This window comes from Pedococcus soli, from assembly GCF_054782575.1.
Genome location: NZ_BAAGSF010000006.1, coordinates 730,121 through 743,362 on the forward strand (window position 1 = coordinate 730,121; position 13,242 = coordinate 743,362).

The following is a 13,242-nucleotide window of genomic DNA, read 5'->3' on the forward strand; positions in this document are numbered from 1 at the left end:
CTACTGCTGCGGCACCGGGCACAGGTCGAGGTCGAACGGCAGCACGTCGGGCGACTCTGCTGCGGCCCGGGCCGCGGCGGAGTTCATCCGCCGCATGAAGTGGCGCCGGCACAGCACCTCGTACTCCACGAGCGTCTCGCTGCCCGGCTTGGTGTCACCGACCACGACCTGCTCGCCCTCGACGACCATGACGCCGTCCACGACGCGCGCGTTGTGCGTGGCGCGCTTCCCGCACCAGCACAGCGCCTCGACCTGGAGCACCTGCACCTTGTCGGCGAGCTCGATCATGCGGCGCGAACCCGGGAACAGCTGGGTGCGGAAGTCGGCGGTGATGCCGAACGCGAACACGTCGATCGCCATCTCGTCGACGAGGCGGGCGAGCTGCTCCACCTGCACCGGTGTGTAGAACTGCACCTCGTCGCAGATGAGGTAGTCCACCCGCACGCCGTTCGTGGCGTGCTCGACGACCGCGTCCCAGAAGTCGAGGTCGTCGCCCACCTCGTGGGCCGCCGTGGAGAGACCGAGCCGCGACGAGAGCACGTCGGTCCCGGCGCGGTCCATCTTCGTGTAGATCAGGCCGGACCGGCCGCGGGCCTGGTGGTTGTGGTCCATCTGGAGGGCAAGGGTCGACTTACCGCAGTCCATGGTCCCGGAGAAGAAGACGAGCTCAGCCACGAGGGAACACCCTAGGCGGTGTCCCGGGCCGGCACGTGGAAGAGGGGTATGGCGGACTCGTCCGCCGTGAGCGAACCGTGCAGTCCCACCAGCGCGAGCAGCTCTGGCCGCGCCCGCCGGGAGTCCACGATGGCGAAGTTGTCACGCATGGCGACGACGACGTCACCGATGCGGGCCAGGTTCTCGCCGCTGACCGGTCCGAACCACCCTTCGCGGATCGCCTCCTCCCGTGACCTGATCCAGGCCCGCTCGCGCACGCGCTCGACCCAGACCTGCTCGACGTCGGCCGCCGCGCCGTCCTCGCAGTAGAGCTGCAGGGCCCGGGCCTCGCCCCCGACGTGGCGCACCCCGGCTGCCAGCTCGGGGTCGTGGGCCAGGTCGATGCGCAGGGCGTGCGGGGCGTCCACCATGCCGTGGTCGGCGGTGACGTAGACGGCGGTGTCCGACGGGACGGAGCGGCACAGGCGGGCCAGCTCGGCGTCGATCGCCTCGAGCTCGTCGCCCCACTCCCACGACTGGCACCCGTGCACGTGCCCGACCTTGTCGAGCTCACCCCAGTACAGGTAGACCAGCGAGCGCTTCGACGCCCGCACGGCCGCCACCGAGGCGTCCACCCGCGACTCGAGCGTGTCGGCCGCCTTGAACCGGCCGCCGCGCAGCGCCGCCCGGGTCAGGCCGGACCCGTCGAAGAACCCGGGACCGATGCGGGTGACCGACACCCCCGCCCGCTCGACCTGCTCGAACACGGTCGGCTGCGGCTGCCAGGTCATCGGGTCGGGTCCGTCCTCCCACGACAGCTGGTTGACGAGGCGGTCCTCCCCAGGGACCAGCACCTCGTACCCGAGCAGCCCGTGGCTGCCCGGTGGGAGCCCGGTGCCGAACGTCCCCATCGACGTCGCCGTCGTCGACGGGAACCCCGCCGTGATCCGGTATGCCGCGGGGAGCAGGGACCGCAGGAACGGTGCGTGACCTCCGCGGCGACGGATCAGCTCGTACCCGAGCCCGTCGACGAGGACGACCACGGCACGGCGCGACGGGCCGAAGGCCAGGCCGGAGTTGCCGGCCTCGTCCAGCCCGTCCGGGCCGGTGCTGGCAGGGCCGGTCGGCTGCGTCGAGCTGCCGGCCAGGGCACCGGCGAACCGGTCCACTCCGAGCGTCGCCGCCACCGCCGGCAGGACTCCTGCGAGTCCCGCCGCGTCGTAGCGCGGGTGGAGCAGACCTTCGTGGGGCACGGCCTACGCCGTCGCCGTCAGGGAGACCGGCCGGCGGCGGGGCACGGACGTGGGAGGAGGCACGGGTCAGCTGCCGATGCTCGTCGACAGCGCCTGGGCGAAGTCCAGTGCCTGCTGGAGGGCGACCTCACCCTCGGCGTCGGCGCTGATCCGCAGGGAGATGTCGTCCGAGGCGACGCTGCCCTCGTAGCCGTGGTCGGCGTCGCAGTCGGGGTCGGCGCAGGAGGCGGGCATCAGGTCGATGCGGCTCACCGCTCCCCAGCCGAGGGTGAGCGTGATCTCGCGACCGAGCGACCCGGGCTGGTAGTCCTGGGGGCGCGCGACGACGTGGGTGACCATGACTCCACGGACCGCGCTCAGCGGGACGCTCTCGGTGGTCGCCGTCGCCACGTCCTCCTGGCCCGGCCCGCCGTCGGTGTGGTCGTCCGCGTGGGCGATGACCAGGCGGCTCATGGTCAGGGCCAGGACCGTGATGTGGCGGCGCACCACGTCGTGGTCGAAGGTCGTCTCCTGGTGCACGAGGTGCGACACGACCTCGTCCCCACCGAGGGCCGCGCGGACGACGTCACCGACGAGGGCCGGGTAGTAGCCGGCCTGCTGGATCGCTCGGGTGAGGTCGTCGGGGAGAGCCAGCGGCGGCGGTGCGGGGTGGGAGGAGGTGGAGCCCATAACGCCCATCCTGCCCTAGTACGCGGCCCCCTGCCGGTGGCCGGCCCGTGCCGGGGGTCCCGCACCAGCGTGACCTGCGGTGATGTCAGGTCAGGGTGCGTCGGCCCGGGTCCTTGCGCCGGGGCGTGGGGGCCACCACGGCCTCGGCGCCGAGCACGTCGACCCCGGAGGGGTGGGCGTTGACCGGGTTGAGCACGAGGCTCGAGACCTCGGGCAGGTTGTCCGCGAGCACCGAGACGCGGGCGATGAGGTCGGCGAGCGCCGCGCGGTGGACCGGGGTCGACCCCCGGTGGCCGTGCAGCATCGGCGAGGACTTGACCGAGGAGATGAGGTCGGAGACGTCGACGTCGGTGAGCGGCGGGATGCGGTGGCCGATGTCGCCGAGCAGGTCGGTGGGCGGCCCTGCGATGCTGAACGACACGACGGGCCCGAACAGCGGGTCCTCGTCAGAGCGCACCACGCAGGAGACGCCGGGGGTGGCCATCCGCTGGACGACGAACGAGTTGGCGGACAGCGGCGCGAGCCGTTCGGTGAGACCGGCGAAGGCCTCGCGCACCTGGCCCTCGGTGCGCAGGTCGACCCTGATCCCCGACAGGCCCGGCTGGTGGCGCATGAGGGGGGCGACCGACTTGATCACCACGGGGTAGCCGACGGCCTCGGCCGCCGCCACCGCGTCGTCGACGGTGCGGGCCGGCACGCTCCCCCACAGGTCGACGCCGTAGGCCGACAGCAACGAGGTGACCTCGGCATGGGTGAGGCGGCGCCCCTCGGGCGACTCGGTGAGGACGCGTTCGACCAGGGCCTCGGCCGCCTCGCGGTCGATCCCGACGGGGTTGACCTGCACCCCCCGGTCCTTGGAGCGCCACTCGGAGTACCGGGTGGCTGCGGCCAGGGCCCGCACCGCGTCCTCGGGCATCGCATAGGCCGGGACGACCTCGACCCGTCCTGCGCCCGGCTGGTCGGACAACCGGTCGAGCACACCCCGCATCCCTAGGAACGTTGCGAGACAGGGCTTGTCGGAGGCGATCGCCGCATCGCGCACCGCCGCGGCCACCTCGGCGTCCTCGGTGACCAGGGGCGGGATGAAGCAGGTGAGGACGCTGTCGACCTCTGGGTCGCCGAACGCGTCGGCCAGGGCGGCGGCGAAGTGCTCACCCCTGGCGTCGCTGGGCAACGACACCGGTCCGTGCGCCACCTCGAGCCCCCAGCTCACGCAGGCCTCGGCGGTGAGCGCGCCCAGGGCGTCGGAGTTGCCGACGATCGCGACCCGGTTGCCCTGGGGCAGGGGTTGGTGCACCACGAGCTGGGCCACGTCGAACATCTGGTGGACGTTCTCGACCCGGATGACACCGGCCTGGCGCAGCATCGCGTCGAACGCCTCGGGGCGCACCCGGGTGGGCCGCGCCCGGTGGCCGGGTGGCACGCCATACGACGACACCCCGGACTTGACGACGATGACCGGCTTGGTCGTGGCGAGCCGGCGCGCGATGCGCGAGAACTTGCGCGGGTTGCCCATGGACTCGAGGTAGAGCCCCACGGCGTCGGTGTCGTCGTCGTCGATCCAGTACTGCATGAAGTCGTTGCCGGAGACGTCGACGCGGTTGCCGGCGGAGGCGAACACCGAGATCCCGAGCCCGCGGCGGGCGGCGGACGCGAGGACGGCGATGCCGAGCGCCCCGCTCTGCGCGAAGAGCCCGAGTCGTCCGGCCGGGGGCAGCTCGGGGGCGAGGGAGGCGTTGAGGCGCACGCTCGGGTGGTTGTTGATGACGCCGAAGGAGTTGGGTCCGAGGACCCGCATGCCCGCGGCCCGCGCGGTGGCCAGCAGCTCGCGCTGCAGCTCCTCCCCCGCCGGTCCTGCCTCGGCGAACCCGGCCGACACCACGAGCAGCGTCTTCACGCCCGCCTCGGCGCAGTCCGCGACGACGTCGAGGACCTCCTCGGCGGGCACGGCGACCACGGCCAGGTCGACCTCGTCGGGGATCTCGGAGACACGGGCGTGCGCGTGCAGCCCGAGCACCTCCATGGCCTCGCGGTTGACGGCGTACACCGCGCCGTTGAAGCCGGCCGACTGGATGTTGGACAGGATGTGGTGGCCGATCGAGTCGCTGCGCCGGCTCGCGCCGACCACGGCGATGGTGTCGGGGAAGAGCACCGAACGCATGCTCACCGACTCCGCGCGGTGCTCCCGCGACAGCCGCACGGCCTCGGACCGTTCGGTGGGCCGGATCTGGAACCGCACCGAGACCACGCCGTCCTCGAAGCGCCGGCTGACCTCGTACCCCGCCTCGCTGAAGACCGAGATCATCTTGCGGTTCTGCGGGAGCACCTCGGCGGTGAACTCCTCGATGCCCGACTCCCAGGCGATCACCGCGAGGTGTTCGAGCAGGACCGAGCCGATCCCCTTGCCCTGGAAGGAGTCGGAGATGTTGAAGGCCACCTCCGCGCTCGTCGCGGTGATCTTGTCGTAACGACCGATGCCGATGATCGCGCCACGCACGGTGGCGACGAGGGCAACACGGTCGTGGTAGTCCACGTTGGTGAACCGCGTGACGTCGCGGTCGCTGAGCTTGCGCAGCGGCGCGAAGAACCGCATGTAGATCGACTCGTCGGACTGCCCCGCGTGGAACCGGTGCACGGCCTCGACGTCGGACGGCGTGATCGGCCGCAGGTGGGCGACCGAGCCGTCGCGGAGCACGACGTCGGCCTCCCACTGCGTCGGGTACCCGACAGGGCGCCCTGCGGCCTCGGTCATGCGGCCTCGCTCGCGGCCCGACTCATGCACGAAGCATGGCACGAGCCTGCACCCGGGTGGGTGACCGGCTCAGCGCCGCAGCGGCACCGTCTCGAAGGTCGAGCCGGCGTCGGTGCTGAGCCAGTACGAACCACCTCCGCTGAAGGCGTAGACCAGCCCGCCCCCGGCCGCCCCGGCCCACGCGGTGTCCGTCGAACCACCCGGTGCGACCGGCGCCCATGCGGCGCCACCGGTGCTGCTCGCGAGCATCGTCGTCGGCGACGGCACCTCCCCGGTGCTCGCCGGGAGGGCCTGTCGCACGGCGACGAGGTGGGTGGCATCGGTCGCGGTCAACCACACCCCCGCCCGGGTGGGGGTGCCCAGCCCGGGCGCCGGCCGCGAGCGCCAGGAGCCGCCCCGGTCGGTGGACGTCACGACGGTCCAGCGGCTGTCGGGGGCGTCGGCGGACGGGCACAGGCCGACGAGGGTGCCACGGGTGTTGGCCGTGGCCGCCAGCGTCAGTCCCTGCGACTGGTCGCAGCCCTCGGGTACGGGCAGCGCCGTGGGCGTGCCCGAGACGCGGATGGCGGGCAGTGGCTGCTGGGCGCCGGTGGACGTGCCGTTGAGGTAGGCGTCCGGTCCGTCCATCGCGATCCAGGCGTTCTCGACGGCCTTGGCGAGCCCGTCGACCCGGACCGCCGTCGTGGTCCGGTCGGTGACCGACCCGGTGCGGACCTGCAGGTCCGAGCACCCGAGCGTGGCCGCCGCACCCTGGTGGGTGCAGCGGGCCGCGGTGGCCATCCAGACCCGCGAGCCGTCGGTCTCCAGCGACAGCACGGTGCGCCCACCCACGTCGACGGGGGTCCAGCTCCGTCCGCCGTCGGTGGTGCGCCGGACCTCGGTGCCGAAGACGTACCCGACCTGCGGGTTCGCGAACCGCACGCCCACGAGCTGGTGCGGTCCTGCCGGGGTGACGAGTGGTCCGCGGGTCGTGAGGTCGGTGAAGGAGGCGCGGGTCGACCAGGTCCGCCCGTTGTCGTCGGAGCCGACGACGGCGGTGCAGTCGCCCGTGGCGCAGACCCCCGCCCCGAGGGCGTAGAGGTGACCACCGCCCGCGTTGGTCATCGAGGCCAGGCCGAAGCCGACCGGCACGGGCAGGATCTTTGTGGCCGGTGAGGTACGGCTCGGGGACGACGTCGTGGCCTCGCCGGTGGCGGGCGGGCCGGGCTGGACGGTCCGGGTCACGGTCACCGTGGGCTGCGGGGTCCCGGAGGTCGTGGCGACGGTCCTCGTCGGGGTGTCCGACGCCGTCTGCAGGTCCGGGACGTTCCCGGTGCCGACGACGACGGAGCCGGCGACCACCACAGCGGCAGCGGCGGCACCGAGCCAGACGAGGGCGCCGCGGCGGTGCGGGCGGCGCGACTCGGCCACCATCGCCTCCCAGCGCTCCTCGCCTGCGGGGAGCTCGCGGACGTCGGCGCGTTCGCGCGCGAAGAAGTCCTCGAGGGGGTCGCGGTTCATCTCGTCTCTCCCAGGATCTTCGCCATGCGCTGGCGTGCGTCGAACAGGTCCCGCTTCACGGTGCCCTCGGACTTCTCGAGCTGTCTGGCCACGGTGGCCACGGGCAGGTCGGCGAAGTAGTGCAGGAGCACGACCACCCGCAGCCGGTCCGGCAGCTGCTGGACGGCGTCGCGGACGGTGAGCGCGGTCGCCAGGTCGGGGGCCGGGGTGAAGTCGTCGCGACCGGCCTGGTGCCGCTCGTACGCCACCGCCTCGCGGCCGCGCTTGCGCCAGTGGTCGCGCACGAGGTTGGCGGCCACGGTGTAGAGCCACGCCCTGGGGTCGTCGACCTTGCCGAACTCCCGGAACAGCTTGAGGAACGCCTCCGTGGCCACGTCGTGCCCGAGGTCGGTGTCGCCCACCAACCGGGCCGTCCACCCCGCGAGGCGGCCGTAGTGGACGTCGTAGACCTCGCGGACGGCAGCCTCGACGTCGACCCGGTCCCGCGTCGCCACTGCCACCCCTCCCCTGAGAGCCACGGCGGTCATCGTCGTCATGCCTGGTGGACGCCGCACCCCCGCGCGTGGTTGGGCCCATCCTGTCAGCGTCTCGTCGGCCGTTCGCGACAGGATGGGGTCATGGAGCTCTCGCAGGTGGTCCGTCGCCGTCGGATGGTGCGTCGCTTCGACCGCGACCGCCCGGTCCCGGGGGACGTCCTCGAGCGGATCCTGTATGCCGCGCAGCGGGCTCCCAGCGCCGGGTTCAGCCAGGGGTGGGACTTCGTCGTGCTCGAGGGACCGTCGCAGACCGAGGCCTTCTGGGCCGCCACCCGCGACGGTGATCGCGAGCCGGACGCGTGGCTGCAGGGCGTCTCGGCGGCCCCCGTCCTCGTCCTCTGCCTGTCCGACCCAACTGCCTACCTCGACCGCTACGCCGAGCCCGACAAGGGCTGGACCGACCGCGACCCGGCTCGCTGGCCGGTGCCCTACTGGGACGTCGACACCGGCATGGCGGCGATGCTCATGCTGCTCACGGCGGTCGACGAGGGCCTCGGCGCCCTCTTCTTCGGGGTGCCCCCGGACCGGCACCCGCAGGTGAGGCGGGCCCACGGCATACCGCAGGACCGGCGGCTCGTCGGGGTGGTCGCGCTGGGGCACGAGCGGGGGCGGACCACGTCCCCGTCGCTGCGGCGCGGCCGGCGCAGCGAGCAGGAGGTCGTGCACCGGGGTCGCTTCGGGGGTGGTCGGGGAACCGGCCCCGGCGAGTCGGCGACCGAGCCCGTCTAGCCGTGGTCCAAGATTGGGACGACCCCCGCGCCCCGCGGGACGACTGCTAGGAGTGGCACCCAGGTATGGCCCGCAAGACCCCGTCAGCACCCGTGGACGAGCCGTTCGTCGAGCGGATCGTCGACATCGACGTCCGCGAGGAGATGCAGGGGGCGTTCCTCGAGTACGCCGTCTCCGTCATCCACTCGCGCGCCCTGCCCGACGCCCGTGACGGCCTCAAGCCGGTCCAGCGACGGATCCTGTACTCCATGAACGAGATGGGCCTGCGCCCCGAGCGCGGCCACGTCAAGTCCTCCCGCGTCGTCGGCGACGTCATGGGCAAGTACCACCCGCACGGCGACACGGCCATCTACGACGCCCTCGTCCGCATGGCGCAGCCGTTCACGATGCGCCTGCCCCTCGTCGACGGGCACGGCAACTTCGGCTCGCTCGACGACGGGCCGGCCGCCTCCCGGTACACCGAGGCCCGTCCCGCTCCTGCCGCCGTCCTCATGACGACCGGGCTCGACGAGGAGACGGTCGAGTTCGTCCCCAACTACGACGACCAGCTCCTGCAGCCCGAGGTGATGCCGGCGGCGTTCCCCAACCTGCTCGTCAACGGCGCCAGCGGCATCGCGGTGGGCATGGCGACCAACATGGCCCCGCACAACCTCGTCGAGGTCATCGGCGCGGCCCGCAACCTCATCGCCAACCCCACCTGCTCGCTGGACGACCTGATGAAGTTCGTCCCCGGTCCGGACCTGCCCGCGGGCGGGCGCATCGTCGGGCTCGACGGCATCCGCGACGCGTACCTCACCGGCCGCGGCAGCTTCAAGACCCGCGCCACCACCCGCATCGAGAAGACCTCGCCGCGCAGGATGGGCATCGTCGTCACCGAGCTGCCCTACCTCGTGGGCCCCGAGAAGGTCATCGAGAAGATCAAGGACGCCGTCCAGTCCAAGAAGCTCCAGGGCATCTCGGACGTCAAGGACCTCACCGACCGCAAGCACGGCCTGCAGCTGGTCATCGAGGTGAAGAACGGCTTCAACCCCGACGCCGTCCTCGAGCAGCTCTACAAGCTGACCCCCATGGAGGACTCGTTCTCCATCAACAACGTCGCCCTCGTCGGTGGTCAGCCGCGCACCCTCGGGCTCAAGGACCTGCTCAAGGTCTACGTCGACTTCCGCACCGACGTGGTCCGGCGTCGCACCGAGTACCGGCTCGGCAAGCGCAAGGACCGCCTGCACCTGGTCGAGGGACTGCTCATCGCGATCCTCGACATCGACGAGGTCATCCAGGTGATCCGGACCTCCGACGACGGCAACACCGCCAAGGCACGCCTCATGGACGTCTTCGACCTCACCGACCCGCAGGCGACCTACATCCTCGACCTGCAGCTGCGCCGGCTCACGAAGTTCTCGCGCATGGAGCTCGAGACCGAGAAGTCCGACCTCGAGCGCCAGATCGAGGAGCTCGAGGCCATCCTGGGCGACGAGAAGCTGCTCCTGAGGACGGTGTCGACCGAGCTCGCCGACGTCGCCAAGGCCCACGGCACGCCCCGCCGCACGGTCCTGCTCGAGTCGGCCGGCGTCCCCGCCACCACGGCGTCGCCGCTGGAGGTGGCCGACGACCCGTGCTGGGTCCTGCTCTCCTCCACCGGGCTGATGGCGCGCACCAACGGCGCCGACCCCATCCCCGCCGACGCCGCGCGCAGCAAGCACGACGCCCTCGTCGGAGCGGTCCGCACCACCGCGCGCGGCGAGGTCGGGCTGGTCACGTCCCGTGGCCGGCTCATCCGCCTCTCGGCCCTGGAGCTGCCGACGCTGCCCCCGACCAACGGGGCCCCCTCGCTGTCCGGCGGTGCGCCCCTCGCGGCATACGTCGACCTGCCGCCCGGTGAGGAACCCCTGACCATCGTCAGCCTCGTGGCCGACGCCCCGGGCATCGCCCTCGGCACGGCCCAGGGCGTGGTCAAGCGCGTCACGACCGACTACCCCAGCCGCACCGACTTCGAGCTCATCTCGCTCAAGGACGGCGACCAGGTCGTCGGCGCCGTGGGCCTGACCAGCGGTGACGAGGACCTCGTCTTCATCACCACCGACGCCCAGCTGCTGCGGTTCGGCGCCTCGGCGGTGCGCCCCCAGGGACGTGCCGCCGGCGGGATGGCCGGCATCAAGCTCGCTGCCGGCGCCACCGTCGCCTTCTTCGGCGCCGTGCCGCAGGGCGCCGACGCCGTCGTCGTCACGTCCTCCGGCTCCTCCGGCGCCCTCCCCGGCACCGAGCCCGGCTCGATCAAGGCCACGCCCTACTCGGAGTACCCGCCCAAGGGTCGGGCGACCGGCGGCGTGCGCTGCCACCGGTTCCTGCGCGGCGAGGACACGCTGGTCCTCGCCTGGGCCGGGCCGTTGCCCGCCAAGGCCTCCGGCGCCAACGGCGTCGCCCTCGAGCTCCCGGAGCCGACCGGTCGCCGCGACGGCTCCGGCGTCCCCGCCCCGGCCGCCATCGCCCGCATCGCGGGTCCCCCGCAGTGACCCCGACGGGTTCAAGGTCAACCTCAGGGTCAGGGTCAGGGCACGGGACCCTGGCTCCCGACGCCTGCTCGGTCGGGTTCGACCGGGCCGGCGTCTCCGCCTACGGCACCGCAGCCCGGGCGGACTTCTTCGTGGCGCTCGAGCAGCCGGGCCCCTGGGGCCGCGACGCCGCCACCCAGTCGCACCTCCCTGCCGACCTCGGGTCGGCCCTCGCCGAGGCCTGCAGCAGCAGGGGCGGGCGGCTCAGCCTGATCCGACGCCCGGGCCGCCACCCCGACGACTCGCACGACCCGGCGCCGGCCGGCCACACGGCATACCTCGCCTGGGCGGGTGAGCAGCCGTGGCTGCTCACCGGACGCGTCGCCGACCCCTCCGTCCTCCTCGACGTCGACCTCGACGCCCTGGCCCGCGGCGACCGAGACGCCGTGACGCGGTCCCTGCCCGGTATGGCGCCGTGCCCGCCGGTGCTCCTCGTCTGCACCAACGGGCGGCGCGACGTCTGCTGCGCCGTACGAGGGCGACCGGTCGCCCTCGACGCAGCCGCCGAGGCGCCTGGCCGGGTCTGGGAGGCCTCGCACACCGGCGGCCACCGGTTCGCCCCGACCGGCGTGCTGCTCCCCCACGGCGCGACGCTGGCGCGCCTCGACGCGACGCTGGCCGGGGAGGTCCTGGCCGCGGCCGGGCACGGGGCCCTCCCGCTCGGCCTGCTCGGCCCCGCCCACGACCGTGGGCGCAGCGCCCTCGCACCCGGCGCCCAGGCGGCGGAGTCGCACGTGCGCCACCTCGTCTCGGAGGTCTCGCTCACCGCGTTCACCGTGACCGAGCTGGCGCGGGTCTCGGCACCCCCCGCAGGCACCCACGCAGACACCCCCTTGGACACCCCCGACGGCACCCCGCAGGCAGCGGTCGGCACGGTCGGAAGCACCTTCGAGGTGGTCCACGAGGACGGCCGGAGCTGGGTCGTGCACTGCGAAAGACTGCTGCTCGCAGGGGAATTGCCCGAGTCGTGCGGCAAGCACCCTGTCCACGTGTCGGTCTGGGACACCCGCGTCGCCTCCTGAGCGACGGTCGTCCACGCTCGGTTTCCCGGCAGTTACGCAATCGTTACCGCCTTGTCCTCATGAAGCGATTGCCACAGGCGAGCGCAAACGTTTACATGGGGCCGTTACCTCAGCGCTGAGGCACGTCCGCCTCAGCACGACGCGAGAAATGGAGGCGGGCGCATGGCCCTCCGAATGAACAAGCGGCACACCTTCACGGTGCTTGCCGGTGCAGTGTCCGTTGCGCTCGTCGCAGCGGCCTGTGGTGGCGGCGGCGGCGGCGGCAACGCTGCTGCGTCCTCCGGGGCTGACGCCCGCGGCCCCATCACCTACGTCCAGGGCAAGGACAACAGCAACCTGCTCGCTCCGCAGGCGGCCCGCTGGAACGCGGCCCACCCGACCGAGAAGGTCACGATCAAGGAGCAGTCCGACCAGGCCGACCAGCAGCACGACGACCTGGTGCAGAACTTCCAGGCCAAGAGCACGGCGTACGACGTGGTCTCGGTCGACGTCGTCTGGACCGCGGAGTTCGCCGCCAAGGGCTGGCTGACCCCCCTCAAGGACAAGTTCGCCCTGCCGACCACCGGATTCCTGGCCCCGACCGTCAAGGCCGCCACGTACAACAACACGCTGTACGCGGCACCCACCTCCTCCGACGGCGCGATGCTCTACTACCGCTCCGACCTCGTGAAGACGCCGCCGAAGACGTTCGACGAGATGTGGTCGATGTGCTCCATCGCCAAGCAGAACGGCATGGACTGCTACGCGGGCCAGTTCGCCAAGTACGAGGGCGGCACCTGCAACGCGACCGAGTGGATGAACGCCTACGGCGCCAAGGTCGTCGACGACGCCGGCAAGCCGACCGTCGACTCCCCCGAGGCGGCTGCCGGCCTGAAGGCCCTGGCCGACCACTACAAGAACGGTGACATCCCCAAGCAGGCCATCACCTACCAGGAGGAGCAGAGCCGCGCTGCGTTCCAGGACGGCAAGCTGCTGTTCCTGCGCAACTGGCCCTACGTCTACAACCTGGCCAGCACCGACGCCTCCTCGAAGGTCAAGGGCAAGTTCGCCGTCGCCCCGCTGCCCGGCGTGGACGGCCCCGGCACCTCGACCCTCGGTGGCCACATGGCCGCGATCAGCGCCTTCTCGAAGAACAAGGCCACGGCCCTGGACTTCCTGAAGTTCCTGACCAGCCCCGAGGAGCAGAAGACCAACATGGAGAAGGGTTCGCTGGCTCCGGTCATCGAGTCGATCTACACCGACCAGGCCCTCGTCGCCAAGTACCCGTACCTGCCGACGCTCAAGGAGTCCATCTCCAACGCGGTGTCGCGTCCCGTCACCCCGTTCTACCCGGCCGTGAGCAAGGCCATCCAGGAGAACTTCTACGCAGCCATCCAGGGTCAGAAGACCCCCGAGGCCGCCGTGAAGGACATGCAGGCCGCCATGCAGGCCGCCTCCGGCTGATCCACGCCGCCTGACCCGAGTCGTGGGGACGGTTCCTCCGGGAACCGTCCCCACGGCCGGGCCGCACCATCGTCGAGTACGTCGTCGCACCGAACGTCGCCGAGCGCGAAACACATCACGGTCTTTCCACCATCG

General features: G+C 72.2%; 10 protein-coding genes. 4 read left to right on the top strand and 6 right to left on the bottom strand.

What is annotated here, in order from left to right:
• The 6 genes from ACYVKF_RS18755 to ACYVKF_RS18780 all read right to left on the bottom strand — a co-directional run bounded on the left by ACYVKF_RS18755 (nucleotide 1) and on the right by ACYVKF_RS18780 (nucleotide 7,346).
• A complete protein-coding gene (locus tag ACYVKF_RS18755; protein ID WP_056914839.1) occupies nucleotides 1–675 on the bottom strand; it encodes a thymidine kinase in 675 nt (224 codons plus the stop codon).
• An 11-nt stretch (nucleotides 676–686) separates the two neighbouring features.
• Entirely contained in the window at nucleotides 687–1,907 is a 1,221-nt protein-coding gene (locus tag ACYVKF_RS18760; RefSeq protein WP_460968466.1) for an alkaline phosphatase family protein, read from the bottom strand.
• 66 nt (nucleotides 1,908–1,973) lie between these two features.
• Nucleotides 1,974–2,576 (bottom strand): DUF5998 family protein, encoded by a 603-nt coding sequence (locus tag ACYVKF_RS18765; RefSeq protein WP_056914841.1) that lies wholly within the window; start codon nucleotides 2,574–2,576, stop codon nucleotides 1,974–1,976.
• A gap of 85 nt (nucleotides 2,577–2,661) precedes the next feature.
• Nucleotides 2,662–5,328 carry a bifunctional acetate--CoA ligase family protein/GNAT family N-acetyltransferase gene (locus ACYVKF_RS18770; protein ID WP_056918032.1) on the bottom strand — a complete coding sequence of 889 codons (2,667 nt, stop codon included), beginning with the start codon at nucleotides 5,326–5,328 and terminating at the stop codon, nucleotides 2,662–2,664.
• A 69-nt stretch (nucleotides 5,329–5,397) separates the two neighbouring features.
• On the bottom strand, nucleotides 5,398–6,828 hold the full coding sequence (locus ACYVKF_RS18775) for a WD40/YVTN/BNR-like repeat-containing protein (protein ID WP_460968469.1): 1,431 nt from the start codon (nucleotides 6,826–6,828) through the stop codon (nucleotides 5,398–5,400).
• A complete protein-coding gene (locus ACYVKF_RS18780; RefSeq protein ID WP_200947694.1) occupies nucleotides 6,825–7,346 on the bottom strand; it encodes an RNA polymerase sigma factor in 522 nt (173 codons plus the stop codon). Before ACYVKF_RS18780 ends, ACYVKF_RS18775 begins: the two co-directional genes overlap by 4 nt.
• 99 nt (nucleotides 7,347–7,445) lie before the next feature.
• Here ACYVKF_RS18780 and ACYVKF_RS18785 point away from each other — a divergent pair, with 99 nt between their 5' ends.
• From ACYVKF_RS18785 to ACYVKF_RS18800, 4 genes are all read left to right on the top strand, one after another.
• A complete protein-coding gene (locus tag ACYVKF_RS18785) occupies nucleotides 7,446–8,093 on the top strand; it encodes a nitroreductase family protein (RefSeq protein ID WP_460968472.1) in 648 nt (215 codons plus the stop codon).
• A gap of 65 nt (nucleotides 8,094–8,158) precedes the next feature.
• Entirely contained in the window at nucleotides 8,159–10,603 is a 2,445-nt protein-coding gene (locus ACYVKF_RS18790) for a DNA gyrase/topoisomerase IV subunit A (RefSeq protein WP_460968474.1), read from the top strand.
• A gap of 131 nt (nucleotides 10,604–10,734) precedes the next feature.
• Nucleotides 10,735–11,664, top strand: a complete 930-nt coding sequence (locus ACYVKF_RS18795; RefSeq protein ID WP_460968476.1) for a sucrase ferredoxin — start codon at nucleotides 10,735–10,737, stop codon at nucleotides 11,662–11,664.
• 174 nt (nucleotides 11,665–11,838) lie between these two features.
• Nucleotides 11,839–13,107 carry an ABC transporter substrate-binding protein gene (locus ACYVKF_RS18800; RefSeq protein ID WP_056918036.1) on the top strand — a complete coding sequence of 423 codons (1,269 nt, stop codon included), beginning with the start codon at nucleotides 11,839–11,841 and terminating at the stop codon, nucleotides 13,105–13,107.
• Nucleotides 13,108–13,242 lie beyond the last annotated feature (135 nt).

Excerpts from the sequence above, each read along its gene's own strand:
- ACYVKF_RS18770 (WP_056918032.1), bottom strand. The coding sequence starts at position 5,328 with ATGACCGAGGCCGCAGGGCGCCCTGTCGGGTACCCGACGCAGTGGGAG.
- ACYVKF_RS18790 (WP_460968474.1), top strand. The coding sequence starts at position 8,159 with ATGGCCCGCAAGACCCCGTCAGCACCCGTGGACGAGCCGTTCGTCGAG.
- ACYVKF_RS18800 (WP_056918036.1), top strand. The coding sequence starts at position 11,839 with ATGAACAAGCGGCACACCTTCACGGTGCTTGCCGGTGCAGTGTCCGTT.
- ACYVKF_RS18765 (WP_056914841.1), bottom strand. The coding sequence starts at position 2,576 with ATGGGCTCCACCTCCTCCCACCCCGCACCGCCGCCGCTGGCTCTCCCC.
- ACYVKF_RS18775 (WP_460968469.1), bottom strand. The coding sequence starts at position 6,828 with ATGAACCGCGACCCCCTCGAGGACTTCTTCGCGCGCGAACGCGCCGAC.
- ACYVKF_RS18785 (WP_460968472.1), top strand. The coding sequence starts at position 7,446 with ATGGAGCTCTCGCAGGTGGTCCGTCGCCGTCGGATGGTGCGTCGCTTC.